The 16,636-nt window shown below is 65.6% G+C and carries 20 protein-coding genes and 1 riboswitch; of the genes, 5 read left to right on the top strand and 15 right to left on the bottom strand.

The features are described from left to right. Positions 1 to 4: 4 nt before the first annotated feature. From menD to CATRI_RS01750, 3 genes are read right to left on the bottom strand one after another with little or no spacing between them, the layout of a single operon-like run. Entirely contained in the window at positions 5 to 1,630 is a 1,626-nt protein-coding gene (gene menD, locus CATRI_RS01760; RefSeq protein WP_290219145.1) for a 2-succinyl-5-enolpyruvyl-6-hydroxy-3-cyclohexene-1-carboxylic-acid synthase, read from the bottom strand. Between the two features lie 11 nt (positions 1,631 to 1,641). Continuing rightward, on the bottom strand, positions 1,642 to 2,127 hold the full coding sequence (locus CATRI_RS01755; protein ID WP_290219142.1) for a hypothetical protein: 486 nt from the start codon (positions 2,125 to 2,127) through the stop codon (positions 1,642 to 1,644). Between the two features lie 9 nt (positions 2,128 to 2,136). Further along, positions 2,137 to 3,135 carry an o-succinylbenzoate synthase gene (locus CATRI_RS01750; RefSeq protein ID WP_290219139.1) on the bottom strand — a complete coding sequence of 333 codons (999 nt, stop codon included), beginning with the start codon at positions 3,133 to 3,135 and terminating at the stop codon, positions 2,137 to 2,139. Positions 3,136 to 3,172: 37 nt separating this feature from the next. On the opposite strand from CATRI_RS01750, the gene CATRI_RS01745 reads away from it, so the two are divergent. Both CATRI_RS01745 and menE read left to right on the top strand, forming a co-directional pair. Next, a complete protein-coding gene (locus tag CATRI_RS01745; RefSeq protein WP_290219136.1) occupies positions 3,173 to 4,108 on the top strand; it encodes a 1,4-dihydroxy-2-naphthoyl-CoA synthase in 936 nt (311 codons plus the stop codon). A 22-nt stretch (positions 4,109 to 4,130) separates the two neighbouring features. After that, the gene (gene menE / locus CATRI_RS01740) at positions 4,131 to 5,249 is read left to right on the top strand and encodes an o-succinylbenzoate--CoA ligase (RefSeq protein ID WP_290219134.1); all 1,119 of its coding nucleotides are present in this window, start codon (positions 4,131 to 4,133) and stop codon (positions 5,247 to 5,249) included. Here the strand turns inward: menE and CATRI_RS01735 are convergent. Then, a complete protein-coding gene (locus CATRI_RS01735; RefSeq protein WP_290220904.1) occupies positions 5,246 to 6,112 on the bottom strand; it encodes a glycosyltransferase in 867 nt (288 codons plus the stop codon). The two genes, menE and CATRI_RS01735, sit on opposite strands and share 4 nt — an antisense overlap. Positions 6,113 to 6,221: 109 nt before the next feature. On the opposite strand from CATRI_RS01735, the gene CATRI_RS01730 reads away from it, so the two are divergent. Next, positions 6,222 to 7,118 carry a 1,4-dihydroxy-2-naphthoate polyprenyltransferase gene (locus tag CATRI_RS01730; protein ID WP_290219133.1) on the top strand — a complete coding sequence of 299 codons (897 nt, stop codon included), beginning with the start codon at positions 6,222 to 6,224 and terminating at the stop codon, positions 7,116 to 7,118. Continuing rightward, on the top strand, positions 7,118 to 8,053 hold the full coding sequence (locus CATRI_RS01725; RefSeq protein WP_290219131.1) for an AEC family transporter: 936 nt from the start codon (positions 7,118 to 7,120) through the stop codon (positions 8,051 to 8,053). The genes CATRI_RS01730 and CATRI_RS01725 overlap by 1 nt, the downstream gene beginning before the upstream one ends. Here the strand turns inward: CATRI_RS01725 and CATRI_RS01720 are convergent. Then, positions 8,050 to 8,373, bottom strand: a complete 324-nt coding sequence (locus tag CATRI_RS01720; protein ID WP_435384175.1) for a DUF4229 domain-containing protein — start codon at positions 8,371 to 8,373, stop codon at positions 8,050 to 8,052. The two genes, CATRI_RS01725 and CATRI_RS01720, sit on opposite strands and share 4 nt — an antisense overlap. Before the next feature lie 86 nt (positions 8,374 to 8,459). Between CATRI_RS01720 and CATRI_RS01715 the strand changes: the two genes are divergently transcribed. After that, on the top strand, positions 8,460 to 8,783 hold the full coding sequence (locus CATRI_RS01715; protein WP_290219129.1) for a hypothetical protein: 324 nt from the start codon (positions 8,460 to 8,462) through the stop codon (positions 8,781 to 8,783). A 6-nt stretch (positions 8,784 to 8,789) separates the two neighbouring features. On the opposite strand, the gene CATRI_RS01710 is transcribed toward CATRI_RS01715, so the two are convergent. From CATRI_RS01710 to CATRI_RS01665, 10 genes are all read right to left on the bottom strand, one after another. After that, complete coding sequence (locus CATRI_RS01710) at positions 8,790 to 9,059, bottom strand: helix-turn-helix domain-containing protein (RefSeq protein WP_290219127.1); 270 nt, start codon at positions 9,057 to 9,059, stop codon at positions 8,790 to 8,792. Positions 9,060 to 9,193: 134 nt separating this feature from the next. After that, positions 9,194 to 9,556, bottom strand: coding sequence for a DUF488 domain-containing protein (locus tag CATRI_RS01705; protein ID WP_290219126.1), 363 nt, complete (start codon positions 9,554 to 9,556; stop codon positions 9,194 to 9,196). Positions 9,557 to 9,565: 9 nt separating this feature from the next. Continuing rightward, complete coding sequence (locus CATRI_RS01700) at positions 9,566 to 9,973, bottom strand: VOC family protein (protein WP_290219124.1); 408 nt, start codon at positions 9,971 to 9,973, stop codon at positions 9,566 to 9,568. A 39-nt stretch (positions 9,974 to 10,012) separates the two neighbouring features. Continuing rightward, positions 10,013 to 11,029: a c-type cytochrome biogenesis protein CcsB gene (ccsB, locus tag CATRI_RS01695; protein ID WP_290219123.1), complete on the bottom strand. Its 1,017-nt coding sequence runs from the start codon at positions 11,027 to 11,029 to the stop codon at positions 10,013 to 10,015. A 130-nt stretch (positions 11,030 to 11,159) separates the two neighbouring features. Further along, entirely contained in the window at positions 11,160 to 12,806 is a 1,647-nt protein-coding gene (locus tag CATRI_RS01690) for a cytochrome c biogenesis protein ResB (RefSeq protein WP_290220899.1), read from the bottom strand. 45 nt (positions 12,807 to 12,851) lie between these two features. Beyond that, positions 12,852 to 13,664 (bottom strand): cytochrome c biogenesis CcdA family protein, encoded by an 813-nt coding sequence (locus CATRI_RS01685; protein ID WP_290219122.1) that lies wholly within the window; start codon positions 13,662 to 13,664, stop codon positions 12,852 to 12,854. Next, entirely contained in the window at positions 13,664 to 14,257 is a 594-nt protein-coding gene (locus CATRI_RS01680; protein ID WP_290219119.1) for a TlpA family protein disulfide reductase, read from the bottom strand. The genes CATRI_RS01685 and CATRI_RS01680 overlap by 1 nt, the downstream gene beginning before the upstream one ends. A gap of 5 nt (positions 14,258 to 14,262) precedes the next feature. Beyond that, positions 14,263 to 14,865: a histidine phosphatase family protein gene (locus tag CATRI_RS01675; protein ID WP_290219117.1), complete on the bottom strand. Its 603-nt coding sequence runs from the start codon at positions 14,863 to 14,865 to the stop codon at positions 14,263 to 14,265. 10 nt (positions 14,866 to 14,875) lie between these two features. Then, positions 14,876 to 16,192, bottom strand: a complete 1,317-nt coding sequence (hemL, locus tag CATRI_RS01670) for a glutamate-1-semialdehyde 2,1-aminomutase (RefSeq protein WP_290219115.1) — start codon at positions 16,190 to 16,192, stop codon at positions 14,876 to 14,878. 47 nt (positions 16,193 to 16,239) lie between these two features. Next, complete coding sequence (locus CATRI_RS01665; protein WP_290219113.1) at positions 16,240 to 16,554, bottom strand: DMT family transporter; 315 nt, start codon at positions 16,552 to 16,554, stop codon at positions 16,240 to 16,242. Between the two features lie 17 nt (positions 16,555 to 16,571). Beyond that, positions 16,572 to 16,636, bottom strand: a riboswitch (guanidine-III (ykkC-III) riboswitch).

Here is a 16,636-nt window from a genome sequence, read left to right as displayed (position 1 = left end):
GCCCTCACAGCCCGACCTGGAGCGCGGCGTGCAGGGCGCGGCGGGAGGCGCGCGTGGTGCGCGCCTCGATGACGCTCAACCCGGAGGGGGTTTCGGTGGTGTCGAGGAGGGCGTCGATAAGCTCTTGGGTGGTGGAGGCCAGGCGGTGGTTGACGCCGTAACCGGCGCAAAGATCGCTTATCGACGCCCCGTGGGGCGTACCGAAGGCACGCTCAAAGTCAGCGCGGAGCGGCTCGGCGCCGATCTCCAAGGTTTCGAAGATGCCGCAGCCATCGTCGTTGGCCACGACGATGGTGAGGTTCTCCGGGTGTGGCTCGGTGGGGCCGATGAGCAGGCCGCCGACGTCGTGGAGAAACGTGACGTCGCCGATGAGGGCGACGGTGCGGGGCGCGCGGGGCTCATCGGGGTGCGCGGCCTGGGTAGCCAGGGCGACGCCGATGGCCTGGGAAACGGTGCCGTCGATACCGGCGGCGCCGCGGGGGGCGTACGTGGTGACGCCATCGAAGGGCAGGCCCACGAAGGAAGCATCGCGGACGGGGTTTGACGCGCCGAGGACCAGGTGGTCATCCGTGCCGAGGGTGTCGGCGACGGCGGCGGCCGCGTGCAGCCCGGTGAAGCCGTGTTCGGGGTCCTCCAGGGCGGTGCGGACGGCGTCGGCAGCGAGATCGGAGGCCGCCTCGCAGATCTTCAGCCACTGCTTGCTCGGCTGCCCGGTGACCTTGACGGTGGTGCCGCGGTGCGAATTGGGGCGCGGATCGGTGAAGTCCGGGGTGCGGCTTAAGGTGATGAGCTCGATGTCCGGGTCGCTCATGATCGCCAGGACGTCGCGGTGCATGGTCGGGTGGCCGACCACGATGACCTGCTCGGGCTTGGTCTGCACTACATAGTCGTTGGCGCTGACCTGGGTCTTGCGGAAGATGGCGGCCGCCAGCGGGTGGATGGGGCGATAGGGCGCAGGGGCGGTCGGCTCGGCGAAGGTGGGGACGTCGTCGAGGCCGTCGACGGCCCAGGCCTCATCGCCGGCGATGACGAGGGTGTTCCGGCTGAGATCCACCGCCACTTCCCCGTGGTCAACCGGGGCGGGCATGGGGGCACGGTGCAGGGTCCAACTCTGGGCCGGTTCGGGGAGCTGGTCGCCCACGAGCGGATTGTCCAGCTCGACGTTGACGTGGACCTGGCCCCGCGAGGTGAAGGCCGCTGCCAGGTCGGGGATGTCCTCGCCCTGGGCGATGGTGATCGTGTCGGCATAGACGCCGAATAAGCCCACCTGGTCGATGGTCTGGCTCGCACCGGTCCCCTGCAGGCGGCGAGGTCGATCCGCGCTGATCACGGCGAGCGGCACGTGGGCATAGTGGGCCTCGATCATCGCGGGCAGGGCGTTGGCCACGGCGGTCCCGGAGGTCATGACCACGCCCACGTGGCGGCCCTGGACCCGGGCCATCCCGAGCGCCAAGAAGGCTGCCGAGCGCTCGTCCAGGCGGACGTGGACCCTGATGTCCGGGCGGGCCAGCAGAGCCAGGCTGAGCGGGGAGTTCCTCGATCCGGGGCAGACAACGACGTCGCTGAGGTGGCGGGATAGTTGCTCGGCGACCCGCTGGGCCAGTTCCATGGACGGAGGATTGATCGACATGGTGGTCTAGTCTACTGAGCTGGCGTGGGCTCGGCCTGACCGCCGGTGAGCGAATCAATCCAGCCGCCGATGTCGGGGAGCTGGGAAGGGATCGCGGTGGGGAGGACGCGCGAGGTCTCCGTCACCGTGGAGGTTTGGGTCTGGGTGACCACGCTGGTCACCGTCACCGGGGGCGGGGTGGTGGGAACGGTGGCTCTTTCCTCGGCAAGGTTTCCGGCCGCGGAGCGCCAGAGGAAGAAGAAGGCCACGGCGGCGAGAATGGCAAGGCCGAATAGGATGCCCAGCAGCATCGAGGTGCCGCCGCGTTGCGGGGCCGGGGCGCTCGGGGCGGGGGCCTCGTACTGAGGGTACTGAGGGGCCGGAGGCTCGTAGTGGTAATCCGGGTCGTGTTCTCCGGGGAAGTATTGGCGCGGCCGCTCCTGCCCAGCAGAGGAGCCAGAGGATGAGCCCGTGGGGCCTAGGTAGCGGGTCTCGTCATCGGGGTTGCGCGGAGTCATAGGGCCAGGTTACAGGTACTGGTGGGCCTCTCGGAGGCGCTCGAACCACCAGTCGCGGCGTTTCACAGGGACCGCCAAGGCTGCGAGGCGGTCGGTCTCAGGGTTGACGGGGGCGACGGAGAGGTGGCCGTCGATCATGGGGCGGGGCGGGGCAACGTCCTCGACGAAGAGCTGTTGGGTGGCTAGGCCGGCGGCAGGGGGTGGGACGTCCATCTCATCATCGTCGTTGAGGAGGGGCAAGGCGGCGACGGCGGCCAGGCCGGCGTTCATGCCGACGGCGGTGTCGAGGGCGGAGGCGACGGTGATGTCCATGTGTCGGGCGCGCAGATCGCGAGCCAGGTCCAGCACCCGGCGCACCCCTCCGAGCGGGGCGACTTTCACCACGGCGACATCCGCGGCCTGCAGCGAGGCCACCAGGTAGGGGTCGTCGGCGCGGCGGATGGATTCGTCGGCTGCGACGCGGGCGAAGATCCCGGAGCGCATGAGTTCGCGCCGCACCTGGGCGAGTTCTTCCACCGTGGCGCAGGGTTGTTCGAGGTAGTCGAGGGGGCCAAGGGCGCGGGCGGCTTCGATGGCTTGGGACACGCTCCAGCCTCGGTTGGCGTCGACGCGGATGACGGCGCCGGGCCGGGCGTCGCGGGCGGCGGCCACGCGGGCAACATCGTCGGCTAACGTTTGCCCAGCCTCCGCGACTTTGACCTTGACCACGCGGCAACCGGGAAAGCGCTCCAACACTGCTGCCACCTCCCCGGCTGGCACAGCGGGGATGGTGGCATTGACCTCCACCGACGAGCGGACGGGCGCAGGGAAGCCGTCGTAGGCGGCTTCCAGCCCGGCGCGCAGCCACGCGGCGGACTCTTGTGGCCCGTAGTCGAGGAAGGGGGCGAATTCGCCCCAGCCGGCGGGGCCGTCGATAAGCAGTGCTTCCCGGGTGTCGACGCCGCGGAACCGCACTGCCATGGGCAGGGCGACGACGTGGGCGCGGTCGAGGATGTCATCGATGTGCATGGCTCAAGAGTAGGTGGGCGGGCCGTAGGCTAGGGGCATGGCTTACAGCACAGACAATCCTTTCGACGCCGCGCAGTGGGAGCCCGTGGAGGGTTTCGAGGATCTCAGTGACGTGACGTATCACCGCCACGTCGGCGGGACTCGTAAAGATGGCATCGTGCGGATCGCTTTCGATCGGCCGGAGGTGCGCAATGCGTTCCGGCCGCACACGGTGGATGAGTTGTATCGCACGCTCGATCACGCGCGGCGGACTCCGGACGTGGGCGTGGTGCTCATTACCGGTAATGGGCCGAGCACCAAGGACGGCGGGTGGGCGTTTTGTTCGGGGGGTGACCAGCGGATTCGGGGTCGGTCGGGGTATCGGTACGCGTCCGGGGAGACGGCCGATACCGTCGACGAGTCCCGCACGAAGGTCGAGGGCGGGCGGCTGCACATCCTTGAGGTGCAGCGGCTCATCCGCACGATGCCGAAGGTGGTCATCGCCGTGGTGAATGGGTGGGCGGCTGGCGGCGGGCATTCGCTGCATGTCATCTGTGATCTCACCATCGCTTCCCGCCAGGAGGCCCGCTTCAAGCAGACCGACGCCGATGTGGGGTCCTTCGATGCCGGTTATGGCTCCGTCTACCTAGCCAAGCAGGTCGGCCAAAAGTTCGCGCGGGAGATCTTCTTCCTCGGCCGCACCTATGATGCCGAGACGATGCAGCGGATGGGCGCGGTCAACATTGTTGCCGATCACGCCGAGCTGGAAAACGAGGCCATCCAGGTCGCCCGGGAGATCAACGGCAAGTCCCCCACGGCGCAGCGAATGCTCAAGTTCGCTTTCAACCTCACCGACGATGGCCTCATGGGCCAGCAGGTTTTCGCGGGCGAGGCCACCCGCCTGGCGTACATGACCGACGAGGCCGTCGAGGGCAAGGAGGCTTTCCTGCACAAGCGCGAGCCCGATTGGTCGGAGTACCCGTTCTACTACTAGCCGCCCATTAGGATGTAGCTCCGTGACTCGCGTTCTTCAACCCCTGCTTATCGACGCCGCCGCCCCCGCCGCCGCGCTCCCCGCGCTGGAGGAGGCCATCGCCGGTCAGCGGGCCCTGCTGCCGGTCCCGTTGCAGGACCCGGCCCGCACGGCGTTGCTGAAGGATTCCCAAGGCGCGGGGCAGGCCATCGCGGAGGACATCGCCGTGGTGGTGGGCACGTCCGGGTCGACGGGCACCCCCAAGGGTGCCCAGCTCACCCCCTTGAATCTGGTGGCCAGCGCCGATGCCACGCACCAATTCCTGGGCGGCGAGGGCCAGTGGGTGTTGGCGATGCCGGCCCATCACATCGCGGGCCTGCAGGTGCTGGTGCGTTCCCTGGTCGCCGGGTGGGATCCCATCTGTGTGGATCTGAGCACCGGGTTCCACATCGGCGGTTTCGCCCGGGCGGCCGCGCAGGTGCGGGGGCAGGCGTACACGGCGCTCACTCCCCTGCAGTTGGCCAAGGCGATGGATTCTTTGCAGGGCATCGAGGCGCTGCGGGTCTTCGACGCGATCCTCATCGGCGGCGCGCCGCTCAACCCGCAGCTCGCACGGGCGGCGGCCGACATGCAGATCACGCTGGTGACTACCTACGGCTCGTCGGAGACCTCCGGCGGCTGCGTCTACGATGGCCGCCCGCTGCCCGGCGCGCAGGTCCGCGTCACACAGGGCCGGATCTACTTAGGCGGGCCGATGGTCGCCCGCGGGTATCGCAATCACCCGGGCCACCCGGCGTTCGCGGAGGAGGGCTGGTTCGCCACCTCCGATGCCGGAAAGCTTATCGACGGCCGCCTCACCGTCACCGGTCGCCTCGACGCCGTCATCGATTCCGGTGGGCTAAAACTCCACCCGGAGGTGCTGGAGCAGGCGATGCTGCGGATCCCCGGGGTGACGGGAGCCTGTGTCATCGGGGTACCGCACCCCCGGCTGGGGCAGGCGATCGTGGCGGCGTACTCGGGGTCAGCGTCCGTGGCGGAGGTGCTTGACGGGCTGGATGACCTGCCCCGCTGGCAGCTGCCGAAGGAACTTCGGCAGGTTGCTGCCCTGCCGCTGGTGGGGCCGGGGAAGGTGGACCGACGAGGCGTCGAGAAGCTCTTTTAATCTTCTTCCGCCGAGGCCGCGACCAGCAAGGCGACATCCTCCGGCGTGTACACCCGGGCGATTTGCTCGTCGTTGCCGCCCATGAGGGTGTTACCGATGACCAGCGCGCCGCCCTGCGTGCTGGGCACGACCGCGAAATTACGGGGATGCGCATACACCTGGCGGATGGGGTGGCCCGAGCGCAGCGCGCAGACGTGCAACCACACGTCATCCGCGCGGGGCGCGAGCTGCTGGAACTGATCCCCCTGCTCCACGACGTGGGAAATGAACGAGCTGGGATACAGCACGCCGGAGACACCCGTGGCGAAGTGGAGGAAAGACGCGCGGCTGGTATCGGCGGCGGTCCACTTGACGTAGGGCAGCAGGCGACCGTGCCGAAGCTCGATGCGATGCGCGCGGTAGGCGATGACCACATCGTTGCGCAGCTCACCGATGAACAGCAGGCGCTGGAGGAACCACTCCGGGTAGATCATGTCGTCATCGACGGTGACCACGCGGGTATCGGTGCCAGCAACCGCGCGGAACTGATTCCAATACTTGGTGTGCGGCCCATAGTTTCCATCCGAACAGCGCACCTGCAGGCCCCGCTTGACCAGCCGTTTCAGGCCAGCGGGCAGCTCCTTATCGAAGTCCCCCTGGTCCAACCACAGCACGATCGGTGCCTGGGCATCACCGCGGGCAATGGATTCCACCGTGAAGTGCGCGCGCTTGAGGCGATCCCCATGCGAGGTCAGCGAGATAAGCACATCGCCGCCCTGGGGGATGCGCTCCCGCGAGAAACGGTTACGCCAGGCCAGGGGGATCATCCGCAGAAGTGTAAACAGGAAACTCACCGCTTGGCCCACCACATAAGACACCCACATCGCTGCGGTCACCCCCATTTATCGTCGGTGGAGAAACTCGTTCCCACCCTACGTTGATACCGGGCCCCCGGATAGGCAAAAGCTGGGCCGATCAAGGACAATGGGGCACATGCTCGAAGATCATCACTCGCCAACAGCCACGCCGCGGGATTGGTGGCAGGCCGCCCGCCCGCACACCTGGCCCAACGCCTTCGCCCCCGTCATCGTCGGTTCGGGTGCGGCGGCCTACGCCGGTGGATTTTCGTGGTGGCGAGCCCTCCTCGCGCTCATCGTGGCCTGGGCGCTGATCGTCGGGGTCAACTACGCCAACGACTATTCCGACGGCATCCGCGGGACTGACGAGGACCGGACCGGGCCGACCCGCCTCACGGGAGGGCGCCTGGCGAAGCCGCAGCATGTCAAGATCGCCGCGTTCCTCGCCTTCGGCGTCGCAGGCGTGGCCGGCATCGCGCTATCGCTGTCCAGCGCCTGGTGGCTCATCCTCGTCGGCGCGCTCTGCATCGCCGGGGCGTGGTTCTACACCGGCGGCAAGAACCCCTACGGCTACCAGGGCCTCGGCGAGGTGGCGGTGTTCATCTTCTTCGGCCTGGTCGCCGTGCTGGGCACCGAATACACCCAATCCGGCTCCGTGAGCTGGATCGGCGTGGCCTGCGCCGTCGCCATCGGGGCGATCTCCTCCTCGGTGAACCTGGCCAACAATCTCCGCGACATCCCCACCGATACCGCATCCGGAAAAATCACCCTTGCCGTGCGCCTCGGCGACCGGAAGACCCGCTACCTCTACACCGCGCTGGCGCTGACCCCATTCCTCATGTCCGTGGCGATGGCGGCGGAACTGCTTCCCCTCCTCCTGGCCATCCTCGCCCTCCCCCTGGCGCTCAGCGGAATCATCCTCGCCCTGCGCGGCGCCCGCGGAATGGAGCTCATTCCCCTCATCAAATCCACCGGTCAGGCCATGCTCATGTGGGCCGTCATCACCGCCGTCGTCCTGGCCTTGAACTCCTAATGACGGGCGTGATCACGGGCTTCGCCATCATCCTGGCGGTCATCGCCACCGGTGCCCTGCTCGCGCGCTTCGGCGTGATCAAAGACGACCGGGAGCGCCTCGTGCTCAACCGGGTGGCGTTCTACGCCGCGTCCCCGGCTCTGCTGTTCACCTCCGTGGCTAACTCCGATGCATCGACCTTAGTATCGCCGGTCATTGCGGTCATTGGCTTATCGACGATCGCGACATCCGCCGTCTATCTCGCCGCTTCAGCGGCGTTCTTTCGGCAGGACGTGCCTACGACGACGATGGGGGCGGCGTCGGCAAGCTATTTCAATTCCGTCAACATCGGCCTACCCGTGAGCGTCTACGTGCTCGGGGAGGCTACCTACGTGGTGCCGGTGTTGGTGCTCCAGATGGTGGTGTTTACCCCGTTCGTGCTCGCCGGGCTGGGGTCGGCGGATGCCGGTGGCCGATCATTGGCGGCAAAGATCGGGGCATCGATGCGCTCGGCGCTGTTCTCCCCCATCGTGCTCGGTTCCCTGCTGGGGCTCCTCGTCGCGGTGGTGGGCGTCGAGATCCCGACCCCCGTGATGACACCGCTGGTGATCCTGGGCGGAGCCTCGATCCCCATGATCCTCATCAGCTTCGGCGCCTCCCTCCGCAACACCGCTCCGCTGAAGACTCCTGCGGACCGGCCGGGCACGTTGGTAGCCACCAGCCTCAAGCTCGTGGGCATGCCCGTGCTCGCCTGGCTCATCGGCCTTGGCCTCGGGCTGGATGACACGCAGCTCTACGCCGCCGTCATCCTGGCAGCTCTGCCGACTGCGCAGAACGTCTACAACTACGCGGCGACGTACCAACGCGGAATGATCATGGCGCGCGACACCGTCTTCCTCACCACCTTCGGGTCACTGCCCGTCATGCTGGCGATCGCGCTGCTCTTCGGGCGTTAGCGGGATTCGAGTTCCCGCTTCACCCATTCCTTGCGGGCCTTACGCTCCTGCGTACGCGCCGCCACCGACGCCGTGGCCTCAATGCGCATGCCTTTGAAAATCAACATGGAGAGCGGGAAAGCTACCAGCAATGCCAGCAGCGCCGACATCATCAGCGGCACCGGGGCATCAATTAGCCACGCTGCGAGCTGGATGACCACCGTGAGGCCCAAGAAAAGCAGCAAACGCGCCCCGCCGTATTTGAGCAGGGCCATGTTGGCACGCCGCGAGACCTCCGGGTCAAGCGCAGGGGGCTGGTTCGAGTTTTCCTGGTCAGTCACACCCAAGAGCTTACTCAACGATCCTGGGGCGGCAGGCAGCCCCCAATCGTGGCACCGTAGAGTGGAGAACAAAGAAGGAGGAACTCATGGGTCGTCTACTACTGCTCCTGCTCATCGTTGCCGCCGTCATTTTGGTGTGGCGGGCATTCGGACCCTCCACCTGGAAGCGCAATCAAGTCGCGGCACCGCCCCGCCAAATCAAGGGCCCGGACGATGACGAAGAGTTCCTGTGGAACATCGAGAAGAACCGCTTCAAACGCCGCCGCGCGCAAGAGGCCGCCTCCAAGGAGGAAGAAGAGCGGATGAAGCGCGCCCGGGAACGCTACCTAGAGCATGAGGACGAGTCGCCGGAAGCGGGCGACAAAAAAGGCAGCGGCGATGAACCCGGGGACCAGCCGGAAGAGAAATAGCCTGACTTAGTAAACTGCGGTGCCGTTGTTGACGAAGGTCAGGCGAAGACCTAACTCCTTGGCCACAGCGGCCACGATTTCCCAACGAACACCCGCGCCACCATGCTCGATCGTGTGCAAAGTCGAACGAGAAACACCCGCTGCCTTGGCCACTTCTTGCTGAAGTCGGCCCGAGGAGCGTCGCTTCTCTGCCAAGACAGCACCCAAAGCTATCAACTCTGGGTCATCGCCCGCCGGTTTGCCGATCTTCTTCCGGGGTACGGATTTTCCAGTCATCCACTCCTCCTTAGAGGTACATGCGTTTCGACAACCTAATGGCCAGCGGCGATACGCCACCTATTGTGGGTACCTTTTATAACTCTGAGCGTAGACCTCTCTGATACTTTTTGTCTGAAAAGTTTTAACCCGTTCTACGCTTGCAGCCCACCAGCCTCTTTTAGTGCTGCCAATAGCACCGGAATATGGCTGCGCTCCTGGTCAGACACCGCGGTCAGCAGCGTTACGATGTTGGCGCTCAGGCTCGCCACGAAGGTTTCGGCCGCCCCGGAGTCTTTGAGTTCCCGCCGGTAACGTTGAGTGAACTCTTCGTAGGTGATCTCACTGCGGTGATAAGCCGATCGCAGTTCGCGGGAGGGAGTCAGCTCTTTTTCCCACAGATCCAGATGGGCCCGCACCTTCGACATCCCCCGCGGCCACAACCGATCCACCAGCACCCGCAACCCGTCGTTGCTACTGGGGGCTTCGTAGATTCGCCTAACCCGAAATTCAGTCATGAGGCCATGCTAATGATCACGGGAGGAAAGGACACAGAACTCGTTTCCCTCCGGGTCAGCGAGAACAGCCCAGGTCACTGCACTCTCGTCCTGTCCAACATTGACCCGCGTAGCACCCAGCCGCAGCAGCCGATCGATCTCCGCCTGCCGATCCTGCGAGGTATGCGGTGCCAAATCGAAGTGGAGGCGATTCTTCGTAGCCTTGACCTCAGGAACCGGTACGAACACCCAGCCCTGGCCTTGCTGCCGCCAGGTGGAGACGTCAGCGATCGGCTCCTCACTCAGATGGGGCGGAACGATGACTGCTTCCTCGGGAGTGTCATAAACCAGCTTCCACTCCAACGCCTCAGCCCACCAGCGGGCAAGCGCCTGCGGGTCGAGACAATCGATGACGACGGAGTACCACTTCAGTGCCATGGTTCAGACTGTGACACACGAAGCTGTGCCGGACAAGGGCTAATTCAACCCAGCGTAGGAGTGCAGCCCGGAGACGACCATGTTGATGAAGAAGAGGTTAAAGACCATCGTGGCCAGGGCGAGAATGTTGATCCAGGCTGCCTTGTGGTCTCGCCAACCCGCCGTCGCACGGGCGTGGAGGTAGGCGGCGTAGAGGATCCACGTGATGAAGGAGACTGTTTCCTTCGGGTCCCAGCCCCAGAATCGACCCCACGCGGCTTCGGCCCAGATGGCGCCGAGCACGACGCCGAGTCCGAAGATGGGGAGGGTGAAGATGGCGGACTTGTAGGCCAGTGCGTCGAGCTTCTTGGCACTAGGCAGGGGCTTGGCCAGCGCGCCGAAAAAGCCGCGTTCTTGACCACGGGGCTGCCAGATGCGCAGCAGGTAGAGCAAGGAGGCGATACCGGAGAGCATGCCGATCGAGGCGCCGATGGAGACGGTGGACACGTGGATCGGGAACCAGAAGGACTGCAGGGCCGGTACGACTGGAGCGGCATCGGAGTAGAGCTTGGTGCCACCGAAGAACATGAGGGCCAGAACGGGAACCAGCAGCCAGGGCCAGACGATGCGCCACTCTTTGCGCTGGATGACGATCGCGGCGCCGACCATGGTGAAACCGGTGATGACGAGGACGTACTCGTAGAGGTTGCCGAAGGGGAAGCGATCGGTGGCCAGGCCACGCATGACGGCGGAGGCGACGTGAACGACGACACCAAGCCACACGAGTGACTGGGTCATGCCACCCCACTTGTTGGCGGCGGCTTCGCGGCGATGGAGCTCATCCTCGGTGATGGTCTCCGCGGTATTTTCAGCGCTCGCCTCGGCAGAATCGGAGCCTCCGGCCCCTACCGAGACCAGCTGCTTAGATTCGACGTTGCTCAGCACCCGGCGGGCATCAACGACGCTGAGCATCTTCACGTAGTAGACCATGGACAGCACGAGGGCGCCCAGGTAGATGATGAGCGCCGTGATGAACGCGGTGTCGGAAAAACTAGCGAGAGTCTGATTGACAGGCATGGACTCTTAAACACCCTCACAGTCGGTGGAGCTAGGCAGATACCTTTGTGAGGCTACCGCACCCCACTAATGGGTTCCAACCCTTGACCGAGACATTGATCCATCTTTTGATGGGCTACCCCCACCGGGGTTAGTCGCGGTCGTCGTACAGCCCATCCTCATCGTCCAACTCATCGGGATCGGGCAGGCCAAGAAGCTCGCGGTGGATCGTGTCGAACTCGCTACCCCAGCCGGCGCGGTCGGTTCGCGCCAGGCCGCCGAGCTCGACGAGCGTGGTGCCATCGGCGGCCGGGCGCAGGCGCACCCAGATGCGGCGGCGCTTGATCACCAGGGAACCGACGAGGGAAATCAGCATGATCGACGCGGTCACCAGCACCCACGGCTGGAAAGGATCGCGGGAGATTTGGTAGTTCGCGAATTCGCTGGCGCCGTCGAAAGTAACCACGGTGCCATCATCAAGCGTGACGGATTCCCCCTGGGTGAGGTTCACGCGCTCAATCTTTTGTAGCTGGCCCGAGTGCAAGAGCGAGGGGTCGAGGCTGAAGATGGACTGGGCGCGGCCGGTGTCCAGGCCGGCGTCGCCACGGTAGACATCGATGGCCACGGCCGGATCGCGCATTGCTGGGTACTGGGAGGTGAGCAATTCACCCTTTTCACCATCCCATTGCGCGGTGGGGGCAAACAATCCCTGGATGGCGATCTGGTTCTGGCGGCGCTCGTAGAGGTCGGGGTACATACCGGCGGGGGGATCGAAACGCATGACGCCGGAGGAGAGGAAGAAGGTCGGATCATCGGGGCGCCACTGGATGGTCTGGGTGCGGGATTCGCCGTCCGGCCAGGTGACGGTGAAGGTCGGGGCGTAGCCGTGGCCCTGGAGATAGATGCGGTCGCCGTCGATGCGCAGCGGGTGGTTGACCTTCAGCTGGTAGTCCTGCCACTGATCCTTCGGGGTGAGGATGTCATCTCCGGCGGCCCAGGAGATGTTCGAGGTGAACATTTCGGCCTGGCCATTGGGGAGGTAGTCCGCGGAGAAGTCGTGGGCGTCGAAGCAGAAGGTGGTCAGTCCGGTGCCGTCGAACAGCGCACCGGCGCGGAAGGAGTCGAAGTTGGCGGTGGAGGTGTTGCAGAACTCCGTGTTTTGGGTAATCTCCGGGGTCTCGTAGTTGCCAGATTCGGTGACCACGATGACTTGGCCCTCGTAGTAGACGAGGCGACCGGCGGCGATGGTGATGAGCATGCCGACCAAGCCGAGGTGGAAGAGCAGGTTGGCGGCCTCGCGGGCGTAGCCCCGCTCGGCGGCGAGGGAAAAGGCGCCAGCCCGGTCTTCCGACGGCTGGTATTCCGAGACGTGCCATTTCTTCAGCAGGCGACGGGCATCGGCGGCCACTTCGTCGAGGGGCTTGTCGGATACGCCGGAGGCGTGCAGGGGCAGGCGGTGAAGGTTCTTCGGCGCCCGGGTGGGCGGGGTGTTCATGGCCTTCCAGTGATCCCAGGTGCGCGGGAGGATGCAGCCGACGAGGGAAATCGTGAGGAGGACGAAGATGGCAACGAACCAGACGGAGGAGAAGACGTCGAAAAGCTGCAGCTTGTCGTAGATCTCAGCGAGGCGGCCGTTGTTGGCGATGTACTCGGTGACGTTCTCCTCGTTGAGGCTGCGCTGCGGCAGGAGGGCACCGGGAATGGCGGCGATGGCCAGGAGGAACAGCAGGACCAGGGCGGTGCGCATGCTGGTGAGCCAGTGCCAGGCCTTGTTGAGGTAGGTGACGACGATCCGCATCGGTTTGTCTTCCATTCCTAGATTGGTTGTTGATCCGCCATGCGGCTAGATCAAGGTTGCGCCGTACTCCACGGTCCACTGCCGCACCCAGTTGATGAACTCCGCCCACGCGCCGGTCACCAGGGCCAGCCCGACGAGGATCATGAGCACGCCGCCGGTGATCTGGATGGCGCGCGAATGCTTGCTCAGCCATCCGATGGTGCGCATCGCCCGGGCCGAGCCCAGCGCTACGAGCAGGAAGGGTAGCCCCAGCCCAAGGCAGTAGCCGATGATGAGGATGACACCCCGGGCAGCAGTCATGCCTTCGGTGCCGGCGGATACGGAGATGATGGCCGCCAGCGTCGGCCCCAGGCACGGGGTCCAGCCGAGGGCGAACACTCCGCCCAGCAGCGGGGCGCCCAGCCACGTGGTCCAGCGTTTCGGCGCCATGCGCGTATCGCGCTGGAGCACGGGCACCAGGCCCATGAAGACGATGCCCATGAGGATGGTGATCACGCCTCCGACCCGCATGAGGGTCTCAGCGTTGAGCGTCAGCGCACTGATCGCCCCGAATACCGTCACCGTGGCCAGCACAAACACCACGGTGAATCCGAGGATGAACAACAATGCGGCACTGGCCACCGCCCATTGCCTTTTCTTAGCGACGACCGGCCCATGTCGGCCGTCCATGGTCATCTCACCGCCAACGATGCCCGCCAAGTAGGACATGTACCCAGGCACGAGGGGAACGACGCAGGGCGAGGCGAATGACACCAGTCCCGCCGCCGCGGCGGCGAGGATACCGAGCAACAGTGGGCCGGAGGCGGCGGCGTCGGCAAATTGTTGTCCCAGACCCTGGGCCAGTACCACGTCGACCACTAGGACTCCTGGGCCAAGGGAAGGGCGACGTCGAGAATATCGGTGGAGGTGACCTCCCGGAGGAAGACGGCGGCCGGGCGGTGTTGCTTATCCAGCACGATCGTCGTCGGAATGACGGACGCCGGCACGCCACCGAGGACGGCCGCGGTCCTAAACGGCGGATCATAGATCGACGGGTAGGTCAGGCCGTTGTCGGTGAGGAAGTCCTGCGCAATGGTCTGGTTGTAGTCGCGCACGTTGATGCCCAGGACGGTGCCGCCCACCTTCTGCAGCTCCTCGTGGGCAACCTGGAGGTCATCAGCCTCGGAACGGCAGGGGGCACACCACTGCCCCCACGCGTTAAGGACGACGACCTCGCCAGCGAAATCATCGAGGCTGATCTCCTGGCCCTCCTGGGTGAGGGACTCGCCGGTGAAGCTCGGCAACGGCGCCCGCTCGGACTCCGGGTAGAAGATCTCTACCTGGCCGCCGGGCGAGTGGAATTGGAAGGTACCACCGACGGCGACGGCATTCTTCGCGGCATCACCATCGGCGGTGCAGGCGCTCAGGGTCAAGGCCGCGGCAAGAACCACGGATACGGTTTTCAGGCGCATCCCGGTCAGATGTCCTTCGCCGGAGTGGAATAGAAAATGTCGGTGATCTCCGCGCCATCGAACACCAAGGAGGTGACGGAGGCGAGGTCGCATTCCCGCCCGGCATGGGCCAACGGCAGCTCCCGAGCGGCACGCTGCACCATGACGATGGGAAGCTGATGGCTAATGAGGATGGCCTCGTGCCCCTCCGCCTGAGCGCGCGCCCGCTCGACGGCCTTCATCATCCGCTCGGCGATATCCACGTAGGCCTCGCCCCAGCTCGGCTCGATGGGGTTGAGCATGAGCGGCCAGCGGACCGGGTTCCACAACTGGGAGCGCCAGCCCTTGGTGCGCAGGCCCTCGAAACGGTTGCCCGCCTCGACGATCCCGTCCACCGTGTCCACCTCGAGCCCAGTGATCTCGGCGAAGGGCTCGGAGGTTTCCTGTGCCCGCTGCAAGGGCGAGGCACCCAGGTAGGTGACGTCGTGGCCCTCGAAGGAGCGGGCCGTGCGGGCAGCTTGGGAGCGGCCCCGCGAGGACAGGTGGTAGCCGGGGATCGTTCCGTACAGGATCTTGTCGGGATTATGGACCTCGCCGTGGCGTACGAGGTGGACGATCGTGGTGCTCATGAAGGTTCCTTTAAGCAGTTGCTGCGGCGGCGGCCTGCGAGGCGGGGACGAGGGCGCTCTCAATCCTCTTGAAATCATCGTCGGTGAGGGCGGTGGACACAAACCACGTTTCATACACGCTCGGCGGGGCGTAGACCCCGTGGTCCAGCAGCGCGTGGAAGAAGGGCGGGAAGCGGAACGTGTCTGCTGCCTTCATCTCATCGAAGTTGTGCCCCTCGCCCTCGGCGAAACGGATGGAGAGCATCGTGGCGGCGCGCTGGATGTGGTGGGCCACGCCCTCCTTATTCAGGGCGCTGGAAATGAGCCCGGCCAGGCGGTCGGCGTTGGCGGTGAGCACCGGGTAGATGTCCTCGCTGGCCAGGCGCAGGGAGGCCATACCGGCGGCCATCGCCACCGGGTTTCCGGAGAGGGTGCCCGCTTGGTACACGGGGCCGTTGGGGGCGAGGTGCTCCATGATGTCGCGACGCCCACCGAAGGCCGCGGCAGGCAGGCCGCCGGAGACGACCTTGCCGAAGGTGGTGAGGTCACCGGCCACGCCATCGACGCCGAACCAGCCGGAGTAGGAGGTGCGGAAGCCGGTCATCACTTCGTCGAGGATGAGGAGGGCGCCGTTGGCGTGGGCCAGTTCCTTCAGCGCCGCATTGAAGCCGTCGCGCGGGGCGACAGCGCCCATGTTGCCGGCGGAGGCCTCGGCGATGATGCAGGCGATCTCACCCGGGTTCTCGTCGAAGGCGCGACGCACGGCGGCGAGGTCGTTGTAGGGAACGACGATGGTGTCGGCGGCCGACGCCCCGGTCACCCCCGGGGAGTCAGGTAGCGCGAAGGTGGCAACGCCGGACCCGGCAGCGGCGAGGAGGGCGTCGACGTGCCCGTGGTAGCAGCCGTCAAACTTGATGATCTTGGCGCGGCCGGTAAAACCCCGGGCCAGGCGCACGGCCGACATGGTGGCCTCGGTGCCGGAGTTGACCAGGCGCACCTCTTCGACGCTGGTCCGGTCCACGATCATCTGCGCCAATTCGGTCTCAGCGTTGGTGGGGGCACCGAAGGAAAGGCCCTTGGTCACCGCCTGCTGCACGGCCTCAACGACCTCGGGGTGGGCGTTGCCGTGGATCATCGGGCCCCAGGAGCACACCAGGTCCACGTATTCGTTGCCGTCGACATCCCGCAAACGCGACCCGGAGGCCGACTCGATGAAGCGGGTTTGGCCGCCGACCGATCCGAAGGCCCGCACCGGGGAATTCACGCCGCCGGGGATGAGGGCGCGGGCGCGCTCAAACGACCGGGCAGACGCGGTGGTGTGGGCGGAGGTCACATCGGCGGTAGTCATGGGAACCCATTGTAGGGGGTACGGCGGGGTAGTCCATAGGGTGGGGGTTACCCCACCACCTTCAGGCCAATAATGCCGCCCACGACCATGAGCAGGAAGAGCACCTTGAGCACGCTGATCGCCTCCTGACCAGTGGAAAAAGAGTACAGCACAGCCAGCGTGGCCCCGACTCCCACCCACACCGCATAAGCGGTTCCCAGGGGGAGGTTCTTTAGCGACCAGGCCAGCCCGCCCATGGAGATAACCAGGGCAACAACGAACACGAGGGAGGGGATGAGACGGCTGAACCCCGCTGACTTATCCAAGGCCACGGCCCAGACAGCTTCGAATGCCCCGGAGACGAGCAGAACAATCCACGACATAGTCACGACACAATCTTTCTGGCCGTCTTGTCGCGACTCCGGGTACGGCTCCCTCGTCCGGGCCCCACCAGGCGGGGCTAGA

The organism is Corynebacterium atrinae (genome assembly GCF_030408455.1).
GTDB lineage: Bacteria > Actinomycetota > Actinomycetes > Mycobacteriales > Mycobacteriaceae > Corynebacterium > Corynebacterium atrinae.
Note: the sequence above shows the minus strand (reverse complement) of the source record. Positions and strands in the feature narration are given on the sequence as shown.